The following is a 25,531-nucleotide window of genomic DNA, read 5'->3' as shown; positions in this document are numbered from 1 at the left end:
AGGGGGTGCCGCGGTGAGCAGACCGCTGTACCAGTTGAAGGCGGAGTTCTTCAAGACGCTGGGGCATCCCGCCCGGATCCGGGTGCTGGAGTTGCTGAGCGAACGCGAGCATTCGGTGTCGGAGATGCTGCCGGAGGTCGGGATCGAGCCGGCGCATCTGTCTCAGCAGCTGGCGGTGTTGCGGCGGGCGAATCTCGTGGTGTCCCGCAAGGAGGGCTCCACGGTTTTCTACTCGTTGACCAGTCCACACGTGGCCGAACTGCTGGCCGTGGCCCGTCGCATCCTCACCGGTGTGCTCTCGGGGCAGGCCGAGCTACTGGAGGACCTGCGGGCCTCGACGGGTGGCCACTGAAATCGCGGCGCTACGGCCGACCGCGAAGCGATCATCCTTTCTGAACGGCGGCCGGCTTGGCGTCGTTGACCGAACAGACCAATGACGCCTGGGCGCGGATCACCGTACCGGTCGCGCGGATCCGGCCTACGGCCTCGGTGACCGGAGCCGGTTAAGCCGCGACGATCGTCTCGCGCCGCGCACCCCGCGCCCCACGCCTTGGCCATGGCTGCACTGTTGCTAAAGTTAGCAACTGCCGATGTGACTATGCACTGATACGTGGTCGTATCGCCGTGTGGCCTGGTGAATTCGCAGGCAGCACGTGGGTCTTTCCCGGCAGGCGTACAGGGGTGAGTGGGGTGGGTGAAGCCGGATGGGTCTGATCGACAAGATCTGCCGCACGGGACGAGTCGCCGAGCCGGCGCCGCCGGTGCCGGAACGGGCTGAGGGCGAGGCGGTCGAGCGTGTGTCGGGGTCGGTGCAGGTCCGGCACGTGGACGCCGGGTCGTGCAACGGCTGTGAGATCGAGATCGGACAGGCGTTCTCCCCGGTCTATGACGCCGAGCGGTACGGGGTACGGCTGGTGGCCTCCCCGCGTCACGCCGATGCGTTGGTGGTGACCGGCCCGGTCACTCGGAACATGGTGGATGCGCTGCGCAAGACCTACGAGGCGGCGCCGCGTCCGTGCCTGGTGGTGGCTCTGGGGGACTGCGCCCGTGACTGCGGCATGTTCGCCGGCGGGCATGGGGTGGCCGGTCCGGTCTCTGAGTTCGTGCCGGTGGATGTCGAGGTACCGGGTTGCCCGCCGCCGCCGGAGGCGATCGTGGCCGCGTTGCGCGGGCTGTCCGGCCGGTGACCACGGGGATCGGGGTCGCCCGCCGCGGGGTGAGGGTGAACCGGTGAATCTGATCGCCTCTGGGCTGGGAGCCGCTGTGGCGGCGTCGGGTGCCTCGGGGGTGGCGGCCGTGCTGCCGGCCCGGTGGCGTGCCGGGGCGGTCGGGATCGGTACCTCCGTGGCCGGTGTCGCGGGCGTGGTCGCGGGCGCGGCGGCTCTGTCCGGGCGGGTGTGGCGGTCGGTGCTGCCGAACCTGCTGCCGCTGGGCGGAGTGCGGATCGAGGTGGACGCACTGTCAGGGTGGTTCTTGCTGGTCGTCGGTGGTGTGGCGGCACTGGTCGGCGTCTACACGGCGGGGTACGCCGGCCGGACCGGGACCGGTGCGTCCTCACGTACCGCGCTGGCCGCCCTGCCGTTGTTCGTCGCGGCGATGCTGGTGGTGCCCGTGGCGGGCAGCGTTTCGACGCTGTTGCTCGCCTGGGAGTTGATGGCGTTGTTCTCGCTGCTGCTGGTGATGACCGAGCACGCCCACGGCTCCGAAGTACGGTCGGCCGGCCGGTGGTACGCCGCCATGACCCAGGCCGGCTTCGTGACGATCCTGTTTGCTCTGGTGTGGGCGGCCGCAGCGTGCGGTGGGGAGTCCTTCACCGCCATCCGGCAGGCCGCGCCCGGCCTGCCGGGCGTGGCGCGGGGTGGGGTGTTCGTGCTTGCTGCGGCGGGATTCGCGGCCAAGGCCGGGATGGTGCCGCTGCATCCGTGGTTGCCGCGGGCGCATGCCGAGGCGCCCAGTCACGTCTCGGCGCTGATGAGCGCGGCGATGGTGAGCCTGGGGGTGTACGGGATCGTCCGGCTGGGTTTCGACCTGCTCGGCGGCGGGCCGGCCTGGTGGTGGATCCTGCTGGCGGCCGGCGGCGCGCTGTCCGCGCTGTACGGGATCTTGCAGGCCGCCGTCGCGGTGGATGTGAAGAAGATGCTGGCGTACTCCACCGCGGAGAACACCGGGTTGATCCTGCTCGGCGTCGGGGCGGCCGGGCTGTTCGCCGACGCCGGACAGCCGGGGCTGGCCGGTGTGGCGCTGGCCGCGGCTCTGCTGCACGTCCTCAACCACGCGGGCTTCAAGACCTTGTTGTTCTTCGCCGCCGGTGCGGTGGTGCGCGCGACCGGCACCCGTGACCTGGACCGTCTCGGCGGGCTGGGACGGCGGATGCCCGCCACCACGGCGGCGTTCGCGCTCGCGGCGTTGTGCGCGGCCGCGCTGCCTCCTGGCAACGGCTTCGTCAGCGAATGGCTGTTGCTGCAGTCCTTGATCCATGCGCTGCCGCCCGCATCGGACCTGAACGCGATCGCCGCTCCGGTCGCCGTCGGCGTTGTCGCGCTCACCGCCGGGATCGGGGTCGCCGCCTACGTCAAGACGCTCGGGACCGGGTTCCTCGCCCGGCCGCGTAGCTCGGCGGCGGAGGCGGCGCGAGAGGCGGGCCCGGTGATGCTGGCCGCCATGGCCGCCGCGGGCCTCGGCTGCGGACTGCTCGCCATCGCGCCGGGGTTGACGGCGCCCGCCCTCACCCGGGTCACCATGATCACGCGCGGTGGTTCGCCGCTGACCGGGACCATGCGGCTGCACCTGCCGGGGGTGGGCGCGCTCTACTCACCGCTGCTGGTCGTCGTGGTCTTGGCCGTACTCGTCGCGGGGATCTCGGTCGCCGCGCGGACTCTCGGCAGGCCGCGTCGCCGCGCCGTCGCGTGGGGCTGTGGCGACGGCCCGCAGACCGCCCGGACCCAGTACACCGCCACCTCCTTCGCCGAACCGTTGCAGCGGGTCTTCGACGATGTGCTACGTCCTGAACAGGACGTCGAGGTCAGCCACTACGACGAGTCGGCCTACCTGGTGGAGCGGGTGCGGTTCCAGACCCGGGTGCCCGATCGGATCGAGACCTACCTGTACGTCCCGCTGCTGGCGGCGGGTCGGCGGGTGGGCCGGGCGGCGCGCGTGCTGGCGAACGGGAGCGTGCACCGTTATCTGGCCTACGGCCTCGTGGCGTTGCTGATCGTGCTGGTGGCCGGGGTGAGCCGGTGAGCGGCTGGGCGGTGGCGGTCGGCCAGGCGCTGCTGACGGTGGTGGTGGCGCCGTTGCTGATCGGGTGGATGCGGCTGGTGCGCGCCCGTATGGAGGGCCGGGCCGGTGCCGGGATCGGCCAGCCGTGGCGGGACCTGCGGAAACTCGCCGGTAAGGAACCGATCAGTCCGGCCGATGCGGGATGGCTGTTCGTCGCGGCACCGCCCGTGCTGGTCGCGACCAGTCTGCTGATCGCCGCCATCGTTCCGCTGGTGTCCACCCGGTCGGTGGTCGGCGGTTCGGTCGACCTGATCGCCGTGGTGGGGTTGTTGCTGTTGGGCACGGTCGCGCTCGCGCTGGCCGCGCTCGACACCGGCACGGCGTTCGGGGGGATGGGCGCCAGCCGGGAGATGGTGATCGCGGCGCTGGTGGAACCCACCGTGCTGCTGGCGGTGTTCGCGCTGTCGGCGCGCGCCGGGTCGACCAGCCTGGCGGCCATCGTGAACGCTGGTGTCCATCACCCGGACCGGCTGGTCTCCCCGGCCGGCCTGCTGGCCGCGGCGGCGCTGGCCGTCGCGATTCTGGCCGAGACCGGGCGGATGCCGGTGGACAACCCCGCCACGCACCTGGAGCTGACCATGGTGCACGAGGCCATGGTGCTGGAGTACGCCGGCCGTGACCTGGCCCTGGTCGAGCTGGCAGCCGCGATGCGGCTGAGCCTCCTGCTCGGGCTGCTGGCCAACCTGTTCGCACCCTGGGGGGTCGCCACCGGCATCGGCTGGGTCGGCCTCGTCATCGGAGCGACCGCGTTGATCGTCAAGCTGACCGCGCTGGGGGGTGTGCTGGCCGCCGGTGAGGTGCTGCTGGCCAAGGTGCGCCTGTTCCGGATACCCGAGCTGCTCGCAGGGTCGTTCGTGCTCGCCCTGCTGGCCGTCACCGCCTCCTACGTACTCGCCTGACCGCACTTGTGAAGGAAGCCGCTGTCATGACCCACTCCATCACCGTACGGCCCGAGCCGGGCAGACCGTGACGAGTTCCGCCTACACCCAGGTGCTGTACGCGGCGTGCGGTGTGCTGGTGCTGGCCGGTATCGGTGTGGTGTGGCGGCGTGAGTTGTCCGCGCTGCTGCGGTTGCTCGCATTGCAGGGCGCGGCCCTCGCGTTGATCGCCGCCGTTCAGGCCGCCCATGGCCGCAGCGTGGAGCTGGCCGTGGTGGCGATCGTGGTCGCCGTGGTGAAGGCGGTCGTGCTGCCACGGGTACTGCGCCGGGTCCTGGCCCGCGACGACCAGCCGCGCGAGGCGACGCCACTGGTGAACGTGGCCGCCTCGCTACTCGCCGCCGGCATGTTCACCTTGGCCGCGTACGCCGCCGCCCGACCGCTGGTCGATCTGAACCCCACTCCCGCCGGCCGGGCCGCCCCCGCCGCACTGGCCGTGGTCCTGATCGCGTTCTTCACGCTGGTCACCCGGCGGCGCGCCCTGTCACAGATCGTCGCCGTGCTGATGATCGACAACGGCATCGCCGCGCTCGCATTCCTCATCGCCGCCGGTGTCCCGCTCATCGTCGACCTCGGCGTCACCGCCGACGTGCTGCTCGCCGTCCTCGTGCTGCAGGTGCTCACCGCACGCATGCACACCCACCTCGGCGGAACCGATCTGGACGACCTGAGAGAGCTTCGCGACTGATGCCCATCGACCTGCTGCTGTACGTGCCGCTGGCCCTCCCCGCCGGAGCCGCCGGGCTGCATGCGGCCTTCGGATGGCGGACCTGGACCGCCTGGGCGGGTGCGGCCACCGCCGCCGGACAGCTCACCGCCGCCATCGCCCTCGCCCCCCACCTGCTTCACCACGTGGCCCGCGTCACCGGGGGCGGGCTGCTGCGCGCCGACGCGCTCACCGGCTTCATGCTGATCGTCATCGCCGCGGTCGCATTGATCGCGACCTGGACGAGCGTGCACCACATCGACGCCGAACAGGCCGCCGGACGCATGAGCTCCGCCGACGCCCGCCGCTACGGAATCCTCGTCCACTCCTTCCTCGCCGCCATGGGCGCCACCGTGCTCGCCGACAACCTCGGCCTGATGTGGGTCGCCCTGGAAGCCACCACCGTCATCACGGCGTTCCTCGTCGGGCACCGCCGGGACCGCGAGGGGCTGGAGGCCGCTTGGAAGTATGTGGTGCTGTGCTCCGTCGGAATCGCCATGGCCTTCCTGGGCACCGTGTGCGTCTACGCGGCCGCGCTGCACACCGGCGGGCACGGCACCGGCGCCCTGGACTGGACCTTCCTCCTCGCTCACGCGGACCGCCTCGATCCCGGGGTGATCCGGCTGGCCGCCGGGCTCGCCGTGCTCGGGTTCGGCACCAAGGCCGGGCTGGCCCCCATGCACGCCTGGCTGCCCGATGCTCACAGCCAGGCCCCCGCCCCGGTGTCAGCGCTGATGTCAGGGGTGCTGCTGTCGGTCGCCTTCACCGCCATCCTGCGCTACAAGATCCTCACCGACGCCGTGCTCGGCCCCACCTACATGCGGGTCCTGCTCATCACCGCGGCCCTGGCCTCCCTCACCGTCGCCGCACTGCTGCTCATCGGCCAGCGCGACTACAAGCGCATGCTCGCCTACTCCTCCATCGAACACATGGGCCTGGCCGCGCTCGGCGCCGCCGTCGGCACCCGCCTGGCCGCCGCCGCGCTGCTCCTGCACATCCTCGGCCACGGCCTCGCCAAGTCCGTCGCCTTCACCAGCGCCGGGCAGATCCTGCAGCAGGCCAAGACCAGTCGCATCGCCGATGTACGGGGGCTGGCCGGCGGCGAACCCGCCCTCGCCGGCGTCTTCGGTTTCGCCGTCGCCGCGCTCGCGGGGCTACCACCGTTCCCGCTGTTCGCCTCCGAGCTCGGCATCGCCCGCTCGGCCGTCTCCGCCGGGCTCGGCTGGGTACTCGCGATCGTCCTGGCCCTGCTGCTGGTCATCTTCGCGGCGCTCGCCCGCCACACCACCGCCATGCTGCTCGGCCCCGCCCCTGCACAGGACCGCTCCATGGCCACGGCCAGGGGCCGCGGCGCAGTGACGCCGCTCGTCCTCGGCCTGACCGCCGCCGCCGTCATCGGCACCGTTCTCGGTCCGCTGCAGCCTCTGCTGCGTGCCGCCGCCGCGATCGTGGGAGCACCCTGACCATGCCATCCGACAACAAGCGCTCCGGAAACAGGCCATCCAGCAGCGCCGCCGGCACGCACCCCGAACGAGCGAACATCCTGCCGCCCTCACTGAACGACCGCCCCGTCGTCCGCCGTACCCAGACCGAGCTCATCGAGCCGACCCAGCTGCATCAACGCGCCGCCGAACTGCTCAAGCAGGGCTACCGGCTCGCTCTGGTCGCCGCCCACCACGACACCCCCGAGGCCGCCAACGGTGCCGCCATCCGCGTCGTGTACCTGTTCGTCGTCGGCCCGCCCGATACCCGCGTCGAACTACACCTGCACCTCGATCCGAACGCCCCCGCCCTGCCCACCCTCGCCGCCCTGTCCTTCCCCGCCGGCCGGTTCGAACGCGAGATGCGGGACCTGTACGGCGTCGTACCACTGGGCCACCCGCTGCCGCGCCGTCTGCTCCGCCACCCCCATTGGCCCCGAGGCTGGTATCCGATGCGCGCCGACGCCGGGCCCCCTCCGGCGTTCGGCGACCCCGAAACGCCCTACCCGTTCCGCCCGGTCGAGGGCCCGGGAACATATGAGATCCCCGTCGGGCCCGTCCACGCCGGGCTCATCGAACCCGGCCACTTCCGCTTCACCGTCGTCGGTGAGACCATCCTCAAACTCAAAGCCCGCCTGTGGTTCACCCACAAAGGCACCGAGAAACTCTTCGAGGGCCACGCTCCCGCCCGTCGCGTCGCCCTCGCCGAACGCATCAGCGGCGACACCGCCGTCGGCCACGCCCTCGCCTACTGCCTCGCCGTCGAAGACGCCGCCGGCGTCGAGGTATTGCCCGAGGCCGCCCGGATGCGGGCGATCCTGCTCGAACTCGAACGTCTCCACAACCACATCACCGACATCGGCGCGCTGTGCAACGACGTCGGCCACGCCATCCTGCACGCGCACGCACTGCGCATCCGCGAAACCCTGCTCCGCCTCAATCTCGACACCACCGGACACCGGCTACTCCGCGGCGGCATCATCCTCGGCGGAGCCAACATCCGCCGCCTTCCCGACCCCACCCGGCTGGAGGCCATCGGCGACGACATCCGCGAACTCGTCGCCCTCGCCCTGTCCCACACCATCATCCGCGACCGCTTCACCGGGACCGCCGTCCTCACCCGCAAACAAGCCTTCGACCTCGGCACGCTCGGCTACGTCGCCCGCGCCAGCGGCCTCAGCGACGACGCCAGGGTCAGTCATCCCTTCAGCGACCTCGGAGACACCCTTACCGTCCCCACCCGCACCAGCGGCGACGTACTGGCCCGTTTCCTCATCCGCGCCGACGAAATCGACGTCTCCCTGGGCCTCATCACCGAACTCATCGGCGGGCTCAACCCCGGCTACATCACCAGCTGGCCACCCATCACCTCCACCCGGCACGCCACCGCCGGAACCGGCATCGTCGAAGGCTGGCGCGGCACCATCGCCCACCGCGTCGAACTCGACGGCGAAGGGCGTCTCACCCGCGTCAAAATCGTGGATCCGTCCTTCTTCAACTGGCCCGCGATCCCCGTCGCCCTCAAAGACACCATCGTCCCCGACTTCCCCCTCACCAACAAAAGCTTCAACCTCTCCTACGCCGGCAATGACCTCTAATGGAAACCGACAAGGAATTCATGTCACAAAAAAAATCGTACGACGAGAAGTTCGCAGAGCGGATGGCCAAACGCCAGGCCAAGCTCGGCCCCCTGAAGGAGGGAAAGGTCTTCGAGCACGGGCCCGCGAAATTCCTGTTCGTCTTCATCATCGGGTTTGTGATCATCACTCACCTCGCCATCCTCGTCGTCATGATGCAGAGCGGCCTGCACTGAGCCCGGGCGGTGACGATGCCAGCGCGGCGCAAGACCGCCCGCCCTCGCCGGGCTGATCGGCGGCGTGGTGGCTCCAGCGGTTCACTACCCTCGGAGGATGATCGATCTTGAGCGGCTGGTGGACGACGCCCGGCGCGACGGCGTCGGCAAGCTCGTGGTCGGCGCCGTCGTCCACGACGGCGACCGCGTGCTCATCCTCCGCCGGTCCGCCGCGGACGACTTCCTGCCGGGCATCGAGGAACTCCCCTCCGGAGGCGTCGAGGACGGCGAGGACCTGCTCGGTGCGCTCGCCCGCGAACTCGCCGAGGAGACCGGCCTGTCCTCGATGACCGGGCTCGACCCCGGCTTCGTCGCGTCGTTCGACTACGCGTCCGGCTCGGGCCGCCGGGCGCGGCAGTACACCTTCGCGCTCCCGTACGACGGCGGCCCGATCACTCTCTCGGCCGAGCACGAGGCCTGCCGATGGATCTCCCGGGCCGACCTCGCGGCGTCCGACCTCACCGAGGAGTCCGCGCGGACGCTGCGCGAGTTCTTCGAGCACGGCCTCAGCGGTCGTGGTCCTGGTTCAGGAAGCCGGTGACGACGGAGTAGAAGTCGTGCGGCCGCTCCTCCTGCAGGTGGTGGGAGGCGTGGTCCATGACGTACAGGTGGCCGCGCGGCACCATGCGGGCGAGCATCAGCGGATAGTCGGGGGTGAGGAACGCGTCGTACATCCCCCAGGCGAACAGTACGGGGGCCGTGATGCGCCCCAGTTCGTCGGTGAGGTCCTGCCAGTCGCCGCGCGGGTTGTCCGACGCCGCGGCGAGCGCCATCTCCTCCGGGTCGAGGCTCTGCTGGTACCGAAGGTTGACGGTCTCGTCCGGGATGGCGTCGGGGTCGTACCACTCGAGCCGCGCCATGAGCTCGCGCATCTTCTCCCAGGACGGGCCGGTGCCCCCGTAGTAGGCGTCGCGGGCGTTGCGGCCGCGGCGGGCGCCCTCCGGCAACGGCGCGAGCGGGCCGTAAAAGGTCGGCATGCTGCCGGTCACGACCAGCGAGCGGACCCGCTCGGGGTACTTCGCCGCCAGGTTGAGCGCGATCGTGCCGCCCCAGGAGTTGCAGATGAAGTCGGCCCTGGCGACATCGAGCGCGTCCATGAGCGCGACGGTCTTCGCGGCGTGGAAGTCCCACATCGGCCCGGTGATGACGCACTTCTCCGACCTGCCGTACTGCAGGATGTCCACCAGGTAGCAGTCGCGGTCATGGGCGAACATCGGGGCGACAGGGGCAAAGTCCGACCAGGCCGTACACCCCGGCCCACCGCCGTGCAGGAAGATCGTCGGGCTGCCCGCGCCCATGCGCAGATAGTGGTACTTCACGCCGTCGGCGTCGGCGTACGCCCCCTCGGGCGCCGGCTGGATGTCCATGGCGGGATCCTCGCGCCGCGACGGCCGCCCGCCGAAGCCCGTCGGTCCGCTGAGCGGTCCGCGGACCTTACCGCCGGCGGGCGCCGTGCGTAGCGTGCGGCCCCAGGGAGCCAGCCGGGAGGTATCGCTTTGGAAGCCGTGGCCGCCGCCGTCGACCTCGCCGAACGGCGCGCCCGCGCCCTCATCGGCCGGGTCGAGCGCCGATCGCTCGGGGTCGTACGGGCGGCCGAGGCCGCGGAGTTCGCGCGGGCAGCCGGCGAGACCTCGCCGCGCCTGGTCGACCCGGATGACGCCGGCTTCGTCGTCCACCCGATGTACGTCGTGAGCCTGCTGCGCGGCGCGCCGGGCCCCGGCGATGAGGAGCTCCGCCCGGACGGGATGTACCGCGACGAGGTCCCGGGCACCGACGGGCTGGACGTCGGCCTGATGGCCGGTGGCCAGGACGTGCGCTGGCTCGCCGGCGTACGGCCCGGCGACCGGATCGAGGTACGGCGCACGCTCACGGCGGTCGAACGCAAGGGACGCGGCACCGGCTTCCTGCTGCTGACCGTCGAGAAGACGTACGGCACGGCGGAGCGCGGCGCTCTCGCCGAGGTCACCGAGAGGTTCATCGTCCGTTGACAGATCACCAGACTCCAGTGCGGAACCCCGGGGCTCCGACGCGCGTCGATCGCGTCTCCCCGCCGGCCGGCGCCCCCGAGCCGGATCGACCGCCAGCGCCCGGCGCGGAGATGGCACCGACGCCTGGTGCGGAGATCGTTGCCGTACGGGCGGCGCCCGACGCGGTGCGGCTGTTGCGGTTCGGCGCGGTCACCCGGAACGCGCACCGTATCCACTACGACGCGGAGTTCGCGCGTGCCGAGGGCTTGGACGGACCTGTCGTGATGGCGCAGTTGCACGGTTGCCTCCTGCACCGGGCCGCGACCGCGTTCGCCGGCGGCGACCCCGGCGCCGTCCGCGCGCTCGGGTGGCAGAACCGCGCGCCCGCCCGTGCCGGTGCCCGTCTCGTCGTCACCGGCACCGTACGCGCGGTCGACGACGCGACCGGCGAGGTCACGCTCGACCTGGAGGAGCGGCTCGACGACGGCACCGTCTGCTGCCGCGGACACGCCGTCGTCGCCCCGCGGGCATGAACGGCGTGCGCGCCACCACCGCCTCTGCGGCGTGTTCGCCACCCGGCAGGAGATCCGGTGAACCCCCGTTCCGCCGACATCACGCCTCGGCGAGCAGCCGTGCCTGCGATCGGTCGTCCCAGCAGTGACGGCGCCGCCCGCGGGAAGCCCACCCGGCGACCGCCATCACCGCGAAGGGTGAGGGTGGGTCAGTCCATCAGTTAGCGAGGGGACCCGCGCCTTCAGGCGTGGGGGAATCGCTTTTTTGGGCTGCTTTGACCTCAACTGCGCGCACGGATCTTCACTTTTGGCCTTGGCTAGATGTAGGCCTCGTGTATAAGGGTCTGGTGATTGTGGCCAGGAAGGTTCGCCGGTACTCCGGCGGTGTGTACGACCTCGGGCTCCACGTGGTGTGGTGCCCGAAGTACCGCCGTCGGGTCCTCGGTGGCCGGGTCGCAGTCCGGTTGCGTGAGCTGATCGAGCAGAAGGCGGCCGAGAAGGGGTGGGAGATCGTCGCCCTCGAGGTGATGCCCGATCACGTGCAGCTGTTCGTCAAGCACGAGCCGAAAGCATCGGCGTCGTATGTGGCGAACCAGTTCAAGGGCTTCACCTCCCGCGTGCTACGGGAGGAGTTCCCGCACCTGAAGTCGCGGATGCCCACGCTGTGGTCGTCATCGTTCTTCGTCGCCTCGGTCGGCGCGGTCAGTGCGGACACGGTCGAGAAGTACATCAACACCCAGTGGGAACGGCCCTGGACGAAGAAGCAGAAGGAGGAGGCCGAGCGTGCACCGCGCGTATAAGTTCCTCCTGCGCCCCACTGTCCGCCAGCGCCAGGCCCTCGAGGAGATGCTGCGGGATCACTGCTCCCTCTACAACGGGGCGTTGCAGGAGCGCCGCGACGCCTACCGCCACCCGTCGAAGACGAGTATCAAGTACGTGCAGCAGTCCGCGCAGCTCAAGGAGATCCGGGCGTTCGACCCCGAAACGCAGGGCCGCTGGTCCTTCTCCTCTCAGCAGGCGACCTTACGCCGTCTGGACAAGGCGTTCCAGGCGTTCTTCCGCCGGGTGAAGGCGGGGGAGAAACCCGGCTATCCCCGCTTCAGAGGCGTGAACTGGTTCGACACCGTGGACTTCCCCAAGGACGGCGATGGCTGCCGCTGGGACTCCACCCCGCACGACCCTCTCACCCGTGTCCGCTTCCAAGGTGTCGGGCACGTTCGTGTGCACCAGCACCGGCCCGTGAAGGGCCGTGTCAAGACCGTGTCCGTCAAGCGCGAGGGCAAGCAGTGGTATGTGATCCTCGCCTGTGATGAGGTACCGGCCGAGCCGCTGCCCGCGACCCGGGCCGTGACCGGTATCGACATGGGCATAACCCACTTCCTCACCACCAGCGAGGGCGAGCACCAGCCCAATCCCCGGCACGGCAAGCGCAACGCCGACGCCCTCGCTGAGGCTCAGCGCGCCCTCAAGGAGTTCCCCCGGCGCATGCGGGAGCACCGCAGCGCGAAGCACCGCCGGGCTGTGGAGAAGGTCGCCACGCTACACCGCACAGTGCGTCGTCAGCGCACCGACCACGCACACAAAACCGCGCTCGCCCTGGTCCGCACCTACGACGTGATCGCCCACGAGCGGCTGAACATCACGAACATGATCCGCGCACCCAAGCCGAAGCCCGACCCCGACAACATGGGGGCGTTCCTCCCGAACGGCGCCGCCGCCAAGGCCGGGCTGAACAAGAGCATCCACGACGCGGGTTGGGGGGTGTTCCTGAGCATCCTCGCGCACAAGGCTGAAAGCGCCGGTCGCGTACTGATCCCGGTGGACCCCCGCAACACCTCCCGCACCTGCCCCGCCTGCGGGCACGTGTCCGGCGAGAACCGCACCACACAAGAGAAATTCGAGTGCACCCGGTGCGGGTACACCGCCAACGCCGATCAGGTCGGCGCACTCAACGTCGCCATCAGGGCCGGGCTGGTCCTTCCCGAAGTGGCCTGAGCCACCGACAGGAGAAGCCCCCCGGATTCATCCGGAGGGAGGAGTCACCGTCAGGGCGACCTTGCCGACCGCCGCGCCGCTGCGCAGGCGTTCGACGGCCTCCCCCACACGGTCGAGGCGGTAGCGTTCGACGTTCAGGCTCAGGTCTCCGGAGGTGATCTCGGCCAGGAGACGCTCGCCCACCTCGGCGAGGTCGCGGCCGCGCGTCATCAGGTTGACCGGCAGCAGCGCGACGTCGGCGAGCAGGAAGTCCGCCAGGTCGACGGTGAACTCCCGCCCCGCCGAGTAGCCGACCAGGGCGGCCCGGCCTCCGGGCCGGACCAGCCCGAGGGCGGCGGCCAGCACCGGGCCTCCGACGGTGTCGACGAGCGTGTCGGCCGGGCCGCCCAGCGCCTCCTTCGAGAGGTCGCCGGCGAGCATCGCCTTGGCCCCGGCGGGGACGTGGGCCAGCTTGGCCGGCCGGCCGACGACGCCGATCACCTCCGCGCCCGCCCGTACGGCGAGCTGCACCGCCACGGACCCGACCGCGCCTGCCGCGCCGGTCACGATGACACGCTCCCCTTCCCGGACCGCCGCGACATCGTGCACGGCCGCCCAGGCCGCGCCCGCCGCCGAGAAGAAGGAGCAGGCGACGGCCGGGTCCGTGCCGACAGGGGTCGGGACCGCCGCCTTGTCCGGGACGACGGCGTGCTCGGCCCAGCCACCGTCGCGGCGCAGCCCGAGCCCGGAGCCGTTCAGCCGGACCAGCGAGCCGATCGGGTGGACGTCCGACGCGACGACCGTGCCGCAGGCGTTCGTGCCCGGGACGAACGGCAGCGTGGGCAGGATGCCGAAGCGGCCGTCCACGACGTTGAGGTCGAGGTGGCCGACCTGGGCGGCGCGCACCCGGACGAGGGTCTCGCCCGGCGCGCGCGGCGGCACGGGCCTCTCCACCAGCCGCGGCAGCGTTCCGAACCGTTCCAGGATCAGCGCTCGGGAGCTTTCGGTCACAGTTTCACCCCATAGCGGCGCAGGACACGTGAGGAGACGATACGCAGCACCCGGTCGAAGACGAACCCGAGGATGCCGAGCGTGATGATGCCGACGAACACCCAGTCGATACGACCGTAGTTCCGGGACGTCCAGATCAGCGCGCCGAGGCCGACCTGCGCCGCCACGATCTCGGCCGAGACGATGGTCAGGAAGCTGTTGCCCATGGCCAGGCGGGCGCCCGTGACGATGTGCGGCACCGTGGCGGGCAGCACGACGCTCCGCATGACCTGCCAGCGGCTCGCACCCAGGCTGGTGGCCGCGCGGAGCTTGGACTCGTTGACCGACAGCACGCCGGCGATGGTGTTCAGCGTGACGATGAAGACGGACGTGTAGAAGATCAGTACGACCTTCGACGACTCGCCGATGCCGAGCCACACCACCGCCAGGGTGACGAAGGCGACCGGCGGGATGAACCGGAAGAACTCGATGTACGGGTCGAGCAGCTGCCGGATCACCGTGAGGCGGCCCATGAGCAGGCCGATGGGCACGCCGACGGCCAGCCCGAGGCCCCAGCCGATGAGGATGCGGCGGCCGGAGGCGATGACGGAGTTCAGCAGCGTGCCGTCGGACGCGAGCTCCTTGGCCGCCTTGACGGTCTGCGCCGGCGAGGCGACGAGCGCGGAGCCGTACTTCATCGCCACGAGCTGCCAGACCCCGACGCCGATGGCGATGGAGATCAGATACATGCCGACGGTACGGATCCGGCCGGACGCCACGCCGGATCGCCGGCCCCGGATCCGGGGGGCGGTGTCCGCCTGCTCGACGGTGTCGACGGTCGTCACCCGTCCTCCTCTCCGGTGGCGAGCCCCTGCTCGCGCAGGGCCGCGCGGACCTCCTGGCCGATGTCCTGCCGCAGCTTCTGGTGCAGCGCGATCGCCTCCGATGACGTCTCGTCGCGGGGCCGGGGCAGGTCCACCCGGTAGATGTTCTTGATCGTGGCCGCCGGGCCCGCCGTCATCACCGCGATGCGGTCGGCGAGGATGATCGCCTCGTCGATGTCGTGGGTGACGAACACGACGGTGCACCCGGACTCGCGCCAGATGCGGTCCATCTCCTCCTGCATGACCTGCCGGGTCTGGGCGTCCAGCGCGCCGAACGGCTCGTCCATGAGCACGATGCGCGGCCGGTTCGCCAGGACCCGGGCGATCTGCACTCTCTGCCGCATACCGCCCGACAGCTGGCCCGGGAACTTGCCGGCGAACTTGCGGAGGCCGACGAGCCCGAGGTGCTCGTCGGCCAGGGCGGCCTGCTCCGCCCGGGACATGCCGCGCATGCGCGGGCCGAACGCGACGTTCTGCCGCACGGTGAGCCAGTCGAAGAGCGCTTCGCTGCTCTGGAAGACCATGCCGCGTTCCGGCGACGGCCCGGTGACGGCTCGTCCGTCCACGGAGACGGTGCCGGCCGTGGCCGGGGTGAACCCGGCCAGTGCCGACAGCAGAGTCGACTTGCCGCACCCGCTCGGACCGAGCAGGCACAAGAACTCCCCCGCGGCGACCTCGAGGGAGATGTCGTTGACGGCGTGGTAGGCGCCGAAGCTGATGCTCACGCCGTCGATGCGCGTGGCCGCGCCGCGGGCGGCCTCTCGATCGATCTCGGTGGTCAACGCGTCCTCACTTCCCCGCGTGCTGGGTGAACCAGTTCTGGATCACGGCGGCGTTCACGTCCGGCTTCGACTTGACCTTGCCGGTCTGGAGGAAGAAGTCGGCGGTCGACTCGTAGCCCTTCAGGTCGGCGGCGGTGATGTCGCGGACCCCGAAGTCGATCTCATTGATCGCGGCGACGGTCTGCGCGGTCGGCACCTTCGCGGCCTTCTGCGTGGCCTGCGCCGCCGCCTGCGGATCGCTCTCGGTCAGCTTGGCGGCCTCGTCGATCGCCTGGGCGACCTTGCCGGCCGCGCTCTGGTTGGCGCTCAGCCACTTGTTCCCGGTGATGAGCCACTGGACGTAGGACAGGCCGTAGTCTCCCGTGTTCTCGACGATCTTCCCGCCGAGCTGCGCGCCCTTGGTCGGCCACGGCTCCCACAGGACGTACGCGTCGATGTTCCCCTTCTGCAGCAGTGCGGGGATCTCCGGCGGGTCGGCGGTGACGAACGTGACCTTCTTGGGGTCGATCTTCTTGGACTCGAGGAACCGCGTCGCGGCGAGTTCCGACAGGCCGGGAACGATCGCCATCTTCTTGATCTGTGACGGGTCGCCGATGTTCTTGCGCTCGACGACCTTCAGGTACTTCCCGGAGGCCTCATAGACGAGGAGCGCCCGGAGGTCGGGATTCTGCTGGAGCGTGCCGATCGCCGTCGTGTCCGAGCTGCCGGCCAGCTGCACCTGGCCGGAGGCGATCGCGTCGACGGCGTCGCCGCCTTTGCCGAACTGCACGACGTCGACGTTGACCCCGTGCTTCGCGAACAGCCCTTTCTCCTGGGCGAGAAAGATGGGCGCGTACGACGGGTCGACGCCGACCGCGAGGCGGATCTTCGGACCGGCGGCGTTTCCGCCGGCGCCCGCGGAGTCGGTCGTGCCGGCGCCGCAGGCGGACATGGTCGTGATCAGTGTGATGACGGCGGCGGCAGCGCGCCAGGGGATGTGCCGTGCTTTCAAAGAGCACCTCGCTGGCATTGGGCCGGGAACCCTGGCGTGGGTTCGAGGTTGGCCGAAGTTCGTCGCACCGTAAGGTCGGCGACGCTCGCGCCGCATGACCGAAGGTCCACTCACCGGAACGTCGCCGGATCGTCATCCGCGACGACGCGCCGACGGCCCCGGTCTGCTCAGCGAGACGTTTCCGTAGGCAAGCCCTCCCCGGCGATCGATCATCTCGTCATCGCTCAGTTGGACATTCTGGAGGACGGCCCATGACCGAGCCCGACTCGCCCGCCTCCCAGGGCGGGGACACCCGCTCGCCGGGACGACGGCCCAAGCGGCCCGGACGACAGGACTGGTCGTCCTGGCCCGAGTACGACGCGGCCGCCGCGGGCTTCCGCGGGTACTGGTACCCGGCCACCTGGTCGAGCCACGTGACCGGCAAGCCCATCGCGGTCACCCTGTGCGGCGAGAAGATCGCGCTGGTCCGCGACGGCGGACAGGTGCACGCTCTGCACGACCGCTGCCCGCACCGCGGCGTTCCCCTGTCGCTCGGCGACCAGCAGTTTCCCGGCACGCTCAGCTGCCCGTACCACGGGTGGACGTTCCGCCTCGGCGACGGCGAGCTGTGCGCGGTCATCACCGACGGACCCCAGTCGCGGATCTGCGGCAAGGTCCGGGTGCAGACCTACCCGGTGGCCGAACGCCTCGGCATGGTATGGGTGTACGTGCCGCTCGCCGACGAGGAGCCGCACCCGATCGACTCCCAGCTGCCCGAGGAACTGGTCGACAACGCCTTCATGATGGGCGGTCGCATCGAGCCGCGGGCCGGGAACTGGCGGTTCGCGTGCGAGAACGGCTTCGACGAGGGGCACGCGAAGTACCTGCACCGGACGTCGCTGTGGCGACTGTTCAAGGCGATGCCCACCTGGAACATCACGAGGATCGTCCCCGAGGGACGCTGGATCTACCGGGTGCAGGACGAGGTGCACTGGGAGGCCGACTTCCCGGGCGTGGGCCGGTGGACCGGCAAGCGCTGGTGGAAGATCCAGCCGCCGAAGGAGACCTTCAACCTCGGCAACACCGGCAAGCCGAAGAAGGTCGACCCGGTCATCGAGTCCCGAGGATTCCCCGGCTTCGCCTCGCTGTCCATGCCGGGCGTGCTGCGCATCGCGTACCCGAACTTCATCCACTACGAGTTCTACGTCCCGGTCGACGCCGACAACCACACGTACGTCGGCGTGATGGTCAACTTCACCGAGGGCTGGAAGACCCTCGGCTTCTACGCCAAGTACCTCGGCGCGATCCGCTGGCTGTTCCACGGCCAGTTCTCCGGCCAGGACGCGTGGATGGTCGACGTGACGGACGCGCCGCCCGAGAAGCTCTACCGCCCCGACGTGTCGCTCACCGCCTGGCGGACCCTCGCCGAAGAGGAGTTCGCCAAGAAGCGGGCCGAGACCGGCGCCAAGTGACCTATGAGGAGTCTTTCGTGCGACGCACCCTGCTGACCCTGACCATCGGAGCGGCTCTCGCGGTGGCGGCACCGCTGCTGTGGCGCTGGATCGCCCGTACGAGCAACACCCAGGTCCATCGGGTGAACCAGTGAGTGGACTGGAGGGGCTGGACGAGCGGCGCCGGGAGCTGGTCGCGGCGGCCTGGAAGCACGTCACCACGGCGCGGCTGCGCGAACTGATCGTCGGCCTCGTGAACGAGCCCAGCCCCACCGGCGGCGAAGGGCCGCTGGCCGAGTACATCGCGGGCACGCTCGGCGCGGCCGGCATCACGGCGGCGACGCAGCCGCTCGACGACCGGCAGGCCAACGCGTGGGGGCGGCTGCGCGGCGACGGCACCGGCCCCGACCTGATGCTGTACGCGCCGATCGACACGCTGACCACCGGCGACGCCGACGAGGACGCGCCGTGGACCGGCCCGGAGCTGCGGCCCGACATGCGGCCCGCAGCCCGCGTCGTGGGCGACCTCGTGGTCGGGCTCGGGGCCTCCAACCCGAAGGGCCACGCCGCGTGCGTGCTGATGGCCGCCGAGGCGATCCACCAGGCGGGGCTGCCGCTGACCGGGGACCTGCTGGTGGCGTTCGGCGCCGGCGGCATGCCCACGAACGCGCTGGACGGCAGCGTGCGGCGCAACACCGGGCAGGGGGCCGGCTGCTCGTTCCTTCTGGAACAGGGGCACTGGACGGACTTCGCGGTGATCGCCAAACCCGGGTGGACGGTCTCGTGGGAGGAGGTCGGGCTGGCCTGGTTCGAGGTGACCGCGGGCGGGATCCACACCTATGTCGGGTCGCGGCACCGGCTGCCGTACGACAACGCGATCGCCCACGCGGGCGAGGTCGCCGTACGGCTGGAGCGCTGGTTCGCCGAGTACGCCGAACGGCACGCCGAGGGCACGGTCGCCCCGCAGGGCATCGTCGCCGCGATCGAGGCCGGCCGGCCCCGGATGGCGGCGGTCACCCCGGCCTCCTGCCGCCTGCGGGTGGACCTGCGGCTGAGTCCCCGGACGACGCCGATGGAGGCCAAGCGGGAGTTCGCCGCCGCGATCGAGGGGATCCGCGCCGAGCTGCCCGGCGTCGAGCTGTCGTCGGAGATGGTCCTGGCCATCCCGGGCACCGCGTCCGATCCGGGCATGTGGGTGTCCCGCAGCGCGGTCGCCGCCTGGGAGGCCCTGGAGGGCCGCGAACACGAGGTGATCCGCGGCAACAGCGGCGCCACCGACGCCAACATCCTGCGCAACCGCGGCATCCCGACCGTACGGATCGGCATGCCGAAGGTCACCGAGGCGCCCTTCGAGATCGACTTCGCCCTCGGCATGAACACAGTCGACGTCCGCGCGATGGAACGCCTCACCCGGCACCTCATCCGTACGGCGGTCGACACCGTCACCCGTTCTCGATCGGAGGTGGGACTGTGACCGAGATCGTTCTGGGCGTCGGCGCGTCGCACAGCACGCTGATGAACACGCACTGGGAGGAGACGGTGCACAAGGACGAGGCCGGGCGCTTCCGCGACGCCCTGTACGCGGCGCGCGACCGGATCGCCGCGGCCCGGCCGGACACCGTCGTCATCGTGGGTTCCAACCACTTCCGCGGGTTCTGGCTCGACCTCATCCCGAGCTTCACGATCGGGGTCGGCGAGTGCGTCGCGAGCGGCGAGTCGGGCACGCCGAAGGGACCGCAGCCGGTCGACGAGGAGCTGGCCCGACACGTCGCGGGCACGCTCGTGGACGGCGGCGGCTTCGACGTCGCGTTCTCGGCCCGGCTGCAGATCGACCACGGTCAGTCGCACGCGATCCAGTACCTGCTCGCCGGGCTGGACGTGGAGATCGTCCCGATCGTCGTGAACGTCTTCGCGCCCCCGCTGCCCACCCTCGCCCGCTGCGACGCGCTGGGACGCGCGATCCGGGAGGCCGTCGAGGCGTTCCCCGGGGACCGCCGCGTCGCCGTGATCGGTTCCGGCGGCCTGTCGCACCGGCTCCCCTGGCCCGACTGGCGCAGCCCGGACGGCGAGGACGAGGAGTTCATGGTCCGGGCGTGGCTCGACGGGCGGAACAACTGGCAGGACTACGACGCACGCCGCCGTCAGATCATCAGGGCCGCCCGGGCGGCGATCAATCCGGAGTTCGACGACGAGCTCCTGACCATGGTCGAGAAGGGCGAACTGCACCGCATCACCACGTACACCACCGAACGCCTCGAAGAGGTCGCCGGCAACGGCGCGCAGGAGGTGCGCACCTGGCTCGTCATGGCCGCCGCGCTCGGCCACGCGCCCGGCCATCGCCTCGCGTACGAGGTCATCCCCGAATGGCTCACCGGCATGGGCGTCGCCGTCATCGATCCCCACGGAAAGGTTTCCTCATGAGCATCTGGACCGCGCTGGCCGACGTCGACTACCGGCACACCTACGTCGACGCGGGCGGGATCCGGACCCGGGCGCTGCAGGCGGGTCCCGAGGACGGCGAGCACGTCGTCTTCCTGCACGGCACGAGCGGCCACCTTGAGGCGTTCGTCCGCAACATCCCCGAGCACGCCCGGAAGTACCGCTGCCACGCGATCGACATGCTGGGCCACGGGTACACCGGCAAGCCGGACGTCCCGCAGGAGATCCCCGCGTACGTCGACCACCTGATCGCCTACCTCGACGCCGTCGGCGCCGAGCGCGCGCACCTGGTCGGCGAGTCGCTCGGCGGCTGGGTGTCGGCGTGGGCGGCGAGCGAGCACCCGGACCGGGTCGCGTCGCTGCAGCTGCTGTGCATGGGCGGCACCAAGGTCAACCCGCAGGTGATGGAGCGCCTGAAGAAGACGACGACCGCCGCGTCCCTCGAGGACGACATCGAGCTCACCCGGAACCGGCTGCGGCTGCTGTGGGCCGAATGGGACGAGGAGTTCGGCGACGAGCTCACCGAGGCGCGGTACGCCATCTACCACCGGCCGGACTTCCAGAAGAACCTGCCGAACCTGCTGGCCCTGCAGGAGGTCGAGATCCGCGAGCGCAACCTGCTGCGCCCCGACCGCATGGCCCGGATCACCGCCCCCACATTGGTCGTCTGGGGCAACAAGAACCCGTTCGGCGACGTCCCCGAGGCGCAGGCGATCACCGACGCCATCCCCGGGGCATGGCTGGAGATCTTCAACGAGTGCGGGCACTGGCCCCAGCACGAGCAGGCCGGCCGCTACAACCCGCTGAGCCTCGCGTTCCTCGCGGAGGCGTAATGACTGGAATGCGGATGACCCGGATCCGGAAGGGCGGGGAGGCGCGATGACGGGGATCCGGAAGGGCTATGCGGACACGTCGTTCGGGCAGGTCCACTACGCCGAGTGCGGATCCGGCGCGCCCGTGCTGCTCCTGCACCAGACGCCGCGATCCTGGGACGAGTACCGCGAGGTGCTCCCCCTCCTCGGCCGGACGCACCGCGCGATCGCCATGGACACGATCGGCTTCGGCGCGTCGGCGCCGGTCGCCGAGCACCGCATCGAGACCTATGCCGCCGCCGTCGTGGAGTTCCTCGACGCGCTCGGCCTGGACCGCGCGACCCTGGCCGGCCACCACACCGGCGGCGTCGTCGCGATCGAGGTGGCGGCGCGGGCTCCGGACCGCGTCGAGCGCCTGGTCCTGTCATCCACGCCGTACGTCGACGCCGCCGCCCGCGAGATGCGGCGGCACCGCCCTGCGATCGACCACGTCGAGATCGATCCCGACGGCACGCACCTCACCGAGCTGTGGCGGCGCCGGCGGGCCTTCTACCCCACGGACCGGCCGGACCTGTTCACCAGACTGGTCCGGGACGCGCTGGTCGTCGGTCCGGACATGGAGAAGGGGCACGAGGCGGTCAGTGCGTACCGGATGGAGGAGCGGATCGGTCTCGTCCGCTGCCCGGTGCTGTGCGTCGGCGCGTCGGCCGATCCGTTCAGCTTCCCCGAGCTGAAGTCGCTGTCGTCACGTTTTACCAGCCCGACCGTTGCGGTGATCGAAGGCGGCATGGTTCCTTTGATGGAACTTCATCCCTCCGAGATAGCCGATCTGATCGCGAGGTTCGCGTCATGACCGTGGTTCCGTTCGTCCGACCCGCTGCCGAATCTCCGATCAGCCCGCAGAACGACGCCGACGCGATGAACTCCGTTCTCGGCAAGGCGCGCCTGATCATCGAGTCCTTCACCGCGGAGGACGACGTCCTGTCGCTCGCCGAGCTGGTACGGCGCTCGGGGGTGGCGAAGGCCAGCGTGCACCGGCTCGCGCAGGAGCTCCTCGAGTGGGGGGTGCTGGAGCGGGCCGGCAACCGGTACCGCCTCGGCCTGCGACTCTTCGAGATCGGCCAGCGGGTGCCCCGGCAGCGGACCCTGCGCGAGGCCGCCCTCCCGTACATGGAGGACCTGCTGATCGCCACGCAGGAGACCGTCCACTTCGCCATCCACGACGGCCTCGACGTGCTGTACGTCGAGAAGCTCGTCGTACACCGTGGGCTGAACAAGCAGTCCCGCATCGCCGGCCGGCTCCCGCTGTACTGCACCGCGACGGGCAAGGTGATCCTCGCGTTCGCGTCCCCTTCCCTGTTCCAGGAGGTCGTACGCAACGGCATACGGCCGCTCACCCGCAAGACGATCGTTCAGCCGGGGCTGCTGCGCGCGCAGCTGGACAAGGTCCGCGAGGATCGGCTGGCGGTCGAGGTCGAGGAGACCCGGCTCGGCTACATGAGCGTCGCCGTCCCCGTCTTCACCGCCCCCACCACGCTCGCGGGGGCACTGTCGATCACGGCACCCACCTGCCGAATGAACGTCGGCCGCTTCACCGGCGCCCTCCGCACCGCCAGCCTCGGCATCTCCCGCACCCTCCAGTCCCTGGCCTGACGCGGCTCCGTGATCACTTTGTCGTGGGATGCCGCTACTGTCGCCTGATCTTCCGGACCGATCAGCGAGGCAGGACCATGTACGAAGAGCGGCTCGCCGAGTTCTCCCGTGCGCGCCTGGACGGCCGGCCGATCCCGAACGACCTGCGCACGATGCTGGTGGCGCAGTGGGAGGGCCGTACGGACTTCCAATACCTTCTCGACATCACCTTCTTCGCCGACCAACTCGCCGCACTCGGCCTGCCCCTCAGCACCCGCGACTACGACGCCCTCTACGACGACGACTACGCGGTGGACCCGGAGAAACTCACCGACGAGCTCATCGAACGCCGAGCGCGAGAAACGCGGCATCCGCACCGCACGGACATCTTCCGGGCCGGCCCTTTGACCTTGTGTCCCGCATCGACTCGACGAGTAATGACAGTGCCGGCGCAGCTCCTCAAAGGCTACGAACCGGCATCCCGTCCGCGTAGACCACGATCCGCCGGTTCTGCATCCGGCCACTGACCGATCTGGTTAAGATCAGCAAGATCGACGGGCGTCCTTTGTGTCTAATTAAGCCGCCAGGCTTGCGCATAGTAGCGGAGAGGTCACACTATGCTGCATAAACTCCCCCTCGCGCTGGCCGCTGCCGCATGCGTCGTGGCGTCCTCGGGTATCGCGCACGCCGATTCGGTGACTCCTCTGCCACACGCCGTGGCGCCCATGGGGCCGTCCATCAAGGTGGACACCGGATCGTTGAACAGCACAAAGGCGGAGGCCGAGGCGACGATCCGCTACTGGACCAGGGCGAGGCTGTTGAAGAACTCGTCATCGGCGGAGTCGGAGGCCCCGAGTCCGAGGTCGTCGGATCCGGCGGATCCCGTGCCCACCGTCGGGCGGATCGTCTTTCCCGCGTTCAACTGCACGGGCACCGTCATAGGGGCGGATCTCATCCTTACCGCGGCCCACTGCATCAAGCGATATGGCGTGCCGATCGGAAGGCTCGGCGCGTTCGTGCCGCAGTACAGCGGCGGCAACAGTCCGTGGGGCAGCTGGCCGCTGGCCGACTACTACATCGACTCGCGCTGGGGGATCACCGATAATCCGCGGTACGACTACGCGCTGGTGAGGCTGTCAACGACCGGCCATGACTACCACCTGGGCGACAAGACCGGATCCGTGCGGATGTCGGCCGACCCGTTCAAGGCCGGCGAGCAGGTCGACCTCCTCGGGTACCCGGGCGACCAGGACGTCCCGTACCGATGCGAGACCCCCGTCAGCTCCGCGAAGTTCAGCGGCGTCAATTACTGGAAGATCGACTGCGCCTCCTACACGGATGGCGTCAGCGGAACCCCCTTCCGGCACTACCAGCCCGCCCCGTGGAACACCACGACCATCGGCGCGGTCGTCGGCGGATACCAAGAAGGCGGCTCGACGGTGGCGACGAGCTACGGATCCCAGTGGGATTCCAGCATCTACACGCTGTGGCAGCAGGCGAACACGGGCAGCACCGTCTCCTGAGCATCTCGTTCTCATCGGCGGCACGACGTCGCAAGGCAGTCCACTCATTCACCCTTCAGGGCACTGCGCTTCACGGGTCGGCTTACCTTAATTTGAGGAACGTTGCCGTATCCAGGAAATGATAGAGCCGGACACTGGCATTGTCCGACGCTTAGGCGCAGAGCCGCGAGGCTACGATGCGGGTCAGATAACTGGATCCATCGGAAGTCCGATCGTCTCTGCAGAGCACCCGGTTATCTCCAATATCTGCGATACCTACGTTATCGCTGCCCTCAGGAGGTGTGCCATGACATCGGGATCAAGCTCTACAGGCACGCATATCGAATCGGAAGACCATCCGTGGAGCGTCTATATCGCTGACCATCCTCAGCGGACGGAGTCGCACTGGTTCACGGAGGCCAAGCGCACAGCCCACAAGATACTGGCCGACTCGGGCCAGGACAGGCTCCCCTACGGTCCCGGACCGTGGGAGATGCATCACGGAGGGAGTCTGTGGGTCCGCTCGGCGAACGGCTGGCAGATGTACCTCGCACGGGCCGGCATCGAATGGAGTACGCAATTCTGCGCCGACCCGGTGAAAGTCGACCGGCTACGCCGAGACGCGTTGACGCTGATCACCGCCTTCCCCAATACCCTGCCCGCCCTCGCCGACCTCGGTTACGACGAGGCGGAGCAGATCCTTAACGAGGAAATCAAAGACGCCGACAGCGTCGCCCGCTACACCGATTCACTGTTCAACAGCTGCGTCCCGCTCACCAAGAGCGACCACCAAGGCATCCTGCCCAAAGCGGCCGGTGAGCACCACTATCCGTGGCCCGTGAAATCCGCCGACTTCTTCCGCCGCGACGACTTTCAGCTATGGGTCACCCTGCCCGACGGCACCCATGGCGCCGTCACACCACTGGCGCCGCGAGGCTCCGGCGACGGCAGGGTGCGCCTCGTCTTCGCTCGCCACGGCACACCCCAAGGCGACGCGATCGCCACCGCTCAGCACGAGCACAAGGCCGTCATCCTGCCTCCAGAACACCCGCTCGCCCGGCAGGCCTTTTCGCGGCAAACCGCCACACGGTAGCCGCGCCAATTCGGTTGTCGATATGAGCGGTAGATGGTCGAATGTGTGCTCATGGCGGCCAGCCGCGAGTCCTCGACAATCTATGAAGCCGCCGACGGCAGTGAGCTACCCATGTTGGTCTTCGAGCCGGCCGAAGGCATACAGCCCGTGGCGGGGATCGTCATGTTTCACGGTGGCGCTCTGCGCAAAGGATCGGCCGATGGGTTGGCACCACACTGCCGACAGTTGGCGTCGCGCGGCATCTTCGCGGTTTCAGCCGGGTATCGG

Annotated in this window: 27 protein-coding genes; 22 read left to right on the top strand and 5 right to left on the bottom strand. The window is 69.9% G+C overall.

The window, feature by feature from the left end; translation table 11 throughout:
• Window positions 1–13 precede the first annotated feature (13 nt).
• The 9 genes from AB0I04_RS18575 (at window position 14) to AB0I04_RS18535 (ending at window position 8,797) form a co-directional block, all read left to right on the top strand.
• Window positions 14–352, top strand: a complete 339-nt coding sequence (locus AB0I04_RS18575) for a metalloregulator ArsR/SmtB family transcription factor (protein ID WP_360885866.1) — start codon at window positions 14–16, stop codon at window positions 350–352.
• 352 nt (window positions 353–704) lie between these two features.
• Entirely contained in the window at window positions 705–1,187 is a 483-nt protein-coding gene (locus AB0I04_RS18570) for an oxidoreductase (protein WP_360885864.1), read from the top strand.
• A 43-nt stretch (window positions 1,188–1,230) separates the two neighbouring features.
• Entirely contained in the window at window positions 1,231–3,240 is a 2,010-nt protein-coding gene (locus AB0I04_RS18565) for a proton-conducting transporter membrane subunit (protein WP_360885862.1), read from the top strand.
• On the top strand, window positions 3,237–4,178 hold the full coding sequence (locus AB0I04_RS18560; RefSeq protein WP_360885860.1) for an NADH-quinone oxidoreductase subunit H: 942 nt from the start codon (window positions 3,237–3,239) through the stop codon (window positions 4,176–4,178). The genes AB0I04_RS18565 and AB0I04_RS18560 overlap by 4 nt, the downstream gene beginning before the upstream one ends.
• A 67-nt stretch (window positions 4,179–4,245) precedes the next feature.
• A complete protein-coding gene (locus AB0I04_RS18555; protein WP_360885858.1) occupies window positions 4,246–4,905 on the top strand; it encodes a hypothetical protein in 660 nt (219 codons plus the stop codon).
• Window positions 4,905–6,386: a proton-conducting transporter membrane subunit gene (locus AB0I04_RS18550; protein ID WP_360885856.1), complete on the top strand. Its 1,482-nt coding sequence runs from the start codon at window positions 4,905–4,907 to the stop codon at window positions 6,384–6,386. The genes AB0I04_RS18555 and AB0I04_RS18550 overlap by 1 nt, the downstream gene beginning before the upstream one ends.
• 2 nt (window positions 6,387–6,388) lie before the next feature.
• Window positions 6,389–8,002 carry an NADH-quinone oxidoreductase subunit C gene (locus AB0I04_RS18545; RefSeq protein WP_360885854.1) on the top strand — a complete coding sequence of 538 codons (1,614 nt, stop codon included), beginning with the start codon at window positions 6,389–6,391 and terminating at the stop codon, window positions 8,000–8,002.
• A gap of 20 nt (window positions 8,003–8,022) precedes the next feature.
• The gene (locus AB0I04_RS18540; protein ID WP_360885852.1) at window positions 8,023–8,217 is read left to right on the top strand and encodes a hypothetical protein; all 195 of its coding nucleotides are present in this window, start codon (window positions 8,023–8,025) and stop codon (window positions 8,215–8,217) included.
• A 97-nt stretch (window positions 8,218–8,314) separates the two neighbouring features.
• On the top strand, window positions 8,315–8,797 hold the full coding sequence (locus AB0I04_RS18535) for an NUDIX domain-containing protein (RefSeq protein ID WP_360885850.1): 483 nt from the start codon (window positions 8,315–8,317) through the stop codon (window positions 8,795–8,797).
• On the opposite strand, the gene AB0I04_RS18530 is transcribed toward AB0I04_RS18535, so the two are convergent.
• On the bottom strand, window positions 8,763–9,623 hold the full coding sequence (locus tag AB0I04_RS18530; RefSeq protein ID WP_360885848.1) for an alpha/beta hydrolase: 861 nt from the start codon (window positions 9,621–9,623) through the stop codon (window positions 8,763–8,765). The genes AB0I04_RS18535 and AB0I04_RS18530 overlap by 35 nt on opposite strands.
• Before the next feature lie 138 nt (window positions 9,624–9,761).
• Between AB0I04_RS18530 and AB0I04_RS18525 the strand changes: the two genes are divergently transcribed.
• The 4 genes from AB0I04_RS18525 to AB0I04_RS18510 all read left to right on the top strand — a co-directional run bounded on the left by AB0I04_RS18525 (window position 9,762) and on the right by AB0I04_RS18510 (window position 12,730).
• Window positions 9,762–10,244, top strand: a complete 483-nt coding sequence (locus tag AB0I04_RS18525) for a MaoC family dehydratase N-terminal domain-containing protein (RefSeq protein ID WP_360886166.1) — start codon at window positions 9,762–9,764, stop codon at window positions 10,242–10,244.
• Window positions 10,245–10,354: 110 nt separating this feature from the next.
• On the top strand, window positions 10,355–10,756 hold the full coding sequence (locus AB0I04_RS18520) for an acyl dehydratase (protein ID WP_360885846.1): 402 nt from the start codon (window positions 10,355–10,357) through the stop codon (window positions 10,754–10,756).
• A gap of 332 nt (window positions 10,757–11,088) precedes the next feature.
• Complete coding sequence (gene tnpA / locus AB0I04_RS18515) at window positions 11,089–11,535, top strand: IS200/IS605 family transposase (RefSeq protein ID WP_360885844.1); 447 nt, start codon at window positions 11,089–11,091, stop codon at window positions 11,533–11,535.
• Window positions 11,519–12,730: a transposase gene (locus AB0I04_RS18510; RefSeq protein ID WP_360885843.1), complete on the top strand. Its 1,212-nt coding sequence runs from the start codon at window positions 11,519–11,521 to the stop codon at window positions 12,728–12,730. Before tnpA ends, AB0I04_RS18510 begins: the two co-directional genes overlap by 17 nt.
• Before the next feature lie 27 nt (window positions 12,731–12,757).
• On the opposite strand, the gene AB0I04_RS18505 is transcribed toward AB0I04_RS18510, so the two are convergent.
• The 4 genes from AB0I04_RS18505 to AB0I04_RS18490 are packed head-to-tail and all read right to left on the bottom strand — an operon-like array spanning window position 12,758 to window position 16,356.
• A complete protein-coding gene (locus AB0I04_RS18505; RefSeq protein WP_360885841.1) occupies window positions 12,758–13,720 on the bottom strand; it encodes a zinc-binding dehydrogenase in 963 nt (320 codons plus the stop codon).
• Entirely contained in the window at window positions 13,717–14,544 is an 828-nt protein-coding gene (locus AB0I04_RS18500; RefSeq protein WP_360885839.1) for an ABC transporter permease, read from the bottom strand. The genes AB0I04_RS18505 and AB0I04_RS18500 overlap by 4 nt, the downstream gene beginning before the upstream one ends.
• Entirely contained in the window at window positions 14,541–15,365 is an 825-nt protein-coding gene (locus AB0I04_RS18495; protein ID WP_360885837.1) for an ABC transporter ATP-binding protein, read from the bottom strand. The genes AB0I04_RS18500 and AB0I04_RS18495 overlap by 4 nt, the downstream gene beginning before the upstream one ends.
• Before the next feature lie 7 nt (window positions 15,366–15,372).
• A complete protein-coding gene (locus AB0I04_RS18490; protein WP_360885835.1) occupies window positions 15,373–16,356 on the bottom strand; it encodes an ABC transporter substrate-binding protein in 984 nt (327 codons plus the stop codon).
• 251 nt (window positions 16,357–16,607) lie between these two features.
• Between AB0I04_RS18490 and AB0I04_RS18485 the strand changes: the two genes are divergently transcribed.
• From AB0I04_RS18485 to AB0I04_RS18445, 9 genes are all read left to right on the top strand, one after another.
• Window positions 16,608–17,807 (top strand): aromatic ring-hydroxylating dioxygenase subunit alpha, encoded by a 1,200-nt coding sequence (locus tag AB0I04_RS18485; protein WP_360885833.1) that lies wholly within the window; start codon window positions 16,608–16,610, stop codon window positions 17,805–17,807.
• Window positions 17,808–17,937: 130 nt separating this feature from the next.
• Window positions 17,938–19,260 (top strand): hypothetical protein, encoded by a 1,323-nt coding sequence (locus AB0I04_RS18480; RefSeq protein ID WP_360885831.1) that lies wholly within the window; start codon window positions 17,938–17,940, stop codon window positions 19,258–19,260.
• Window positions 19,257–20,207: a hypothetical protein gene (locus tag AB0I04_RS18475; protein WP_360885829.1), complete on the top strand. Its 951-nt coding sequence runs from the start codon at window positions 19,257–19,259 to the stop codon at window positions 20,205–20,207. Before AB0I04_RS18480 ends, AB0I04_RS18475 begins: the two co-directional genes overlap by 4 nt.
• Entirely contained in the window at window positions 20,204–21,058 is an 855-nt protein-coding gene (locus tag AB0I04_RS18470) for an alpha/beta fold hydrolase (RefSeq protein WP_360885827.1), read from the top strand. Before AB0I04_RS18475 ends, AB0I04_RS18470 begins: the two co-directional genes overlap by 4 nt.
• Before the next feature lie 46 nt (window positions 21,059–21,104).
• Window positions 21,105–21,890 carry an alpha/beta hydrolase gene (locus AB0I04_RS18465; protein WP_360885825.1) on the top strand — a complete coding sequence of 262 codons (786 nt, stop codon included), beginning with the start codon at window positions 21,105–21,107 and terminating at the stop codon, window positions 21,888–21,890.
• The gene (locus tag AB0I04_RS18460) at window positions 21,887–22,690 is read left to right on the top strand and encodes an IclR family transcriptional regulator (RefSeq protein ID WP_360885823.1); all 804 of its coding nucleotides are present in this window, start codon (window positions 21,887–21,889) and stop codon (window positions 22,688–22,690) included. Before AB0I04_RS18465 ends, AB0I04_RS18460 begins: the two co-directional genes overlap by 4 nt.
• A gap of 77 nt (window positions 22,691–22,767) precedes the next feature.
• Complete coding sequence (locus AB0I04_RS18455; RefSeq protein WP_360885821.1) at window positions 22,768–23,196, top strand: hypothetical protein; 429 nt, start codon at window positions 22,768–22,770, stop codon at window positions 23,194–23,196.
• A 90-nt stretch (window positions 23,197–23,286) separates the two neighbouring features.
• A complete protein-coding gene (locus AB0I04_RS18450) occupies window positions 23,287–24,192 on the top strand; it encodes a trypsin-like serine protease (protein WP_360885820.1) in 906 nt (301 codons plus the stop codon).
• Between the two features lie 286 nt (window positions 24,193–24,478).
• A complete protein-coding gene (locus AB0I04_RS18445; protein ID WP_360885819.1) occupies window positions 24,479–25,264 on the top strand; it encodes a DUF6424 family protein in 786 nt (261 codons plus the stop codon).
• Window positions 25,265–25,531: the final 267 nt, after the last annotated feature.

Source organism: Actinoallomurus sp. NPDC050550, assembly GCF_040655075.1.
GTDB lineage: Bacteria > Actinomycetota > Actinomycetes > Streptosporangiales > Streptosporangiaceae > Actinoallomurus.
This window is presented reverse-complemented; position numbering and strand designations above follow the sequence as displayed.

Coding starts and splice junctions, on each gene's coding strand:
- AB0I04_RS18570 (WP_360885864.1), top strand. CDS start 705: ATGGGTCTGATCGACAAGATCTGCCGCACGGGACGAGTCGCCGAGCCG.
- AB0I04_RS18550 (WP_360885856.1), top strand. CDS start 4,905: ATGCCCATCGACCTGCTGCTGTACGTGCCGCTGGCCCTCCCCGCCGGA.
- AB0I04_RS18545 (WP_360885854.1), top strand. CDS start 6,389: ATGCCATCCGACAACAAGCGCTCCGGAAACAGGCCATCCAGCAGCGCC.
- AB0I04_RS18540 (WP_360885852.1), top strand. CDS start 8,023: ATGTCACAAAAAAAATCGTACGACGAGAAGTTCGCAGAGCGGATGGCC.
- AB0I04_RS18535 (WP_360885850.1), top strand. CDS start 8,315: ATGATCGATCTTGAGCGGCTGGTGGACGACGCCCGGCGCGACGGCGTC.
- AB0I04_RS18530 (WP_360885848.1), bottom strand. CDS start 9,623: ATGGACATCCAGCCGGCGCCCGAGGGGGCGTACGCCGACGCCGACGGC.
- AB0I04_RS18520 (WP_360885846.1), top strand. CDS start 10,355: ATGGCACCGACGCCTGGTGCGGAGATCGTTGCCGTACGGGCGGCGCCC.
- AB0I04_RS18485 (WP_360885833.1), top strand. CDS start 16,608: ATGACCGAGCCCGACTCGCCCGCCTCCCAGGGCGGGGACACCCGCTCG.
- AB0I04_RS18470 (WP_360885827.1), top strand. CDS start 20,204: ATGAGCATCTGGACCGCGCTGGCCGACGTCGACTACCGGCACACCTAC.
- AB0I04_RS18465 (WP_360885825.1), top strand. CDS start 21,105: ATGACGGGGATCCGGAAGGGCTATGCGGACACGTCGTTCGGGCAGGTC.
- AB0I04_RS18460 (WP_360885823.1), top strand. CDS start 21,887: ATGACCGTGGTTCCGTTCGTCCGACCCGCTGCCGAATCTCCGATCAGC.
- AB0I04_RS18455 (WP_360885821.1), top strand. CDS start 22,768: ATGTACGAAGAGCGGCTCGCCGAGTTCTCCCGTGCGCGCCTGGACGGC.
- AB0I04_RS18450 (WP_360885820.1), top strand. CDS start 23,287: ATGCTGCATAAACTCCCCCTCGCGCTGGCCGCTGCCGCATGCGTCGTG.
- AB0I04_RS18445 (WP_360885819.1), top strand. CDS start 24,479: ATGACATCGGGATCAAGCTCTACAGGCACGCATATCGAATCGGAAGAC.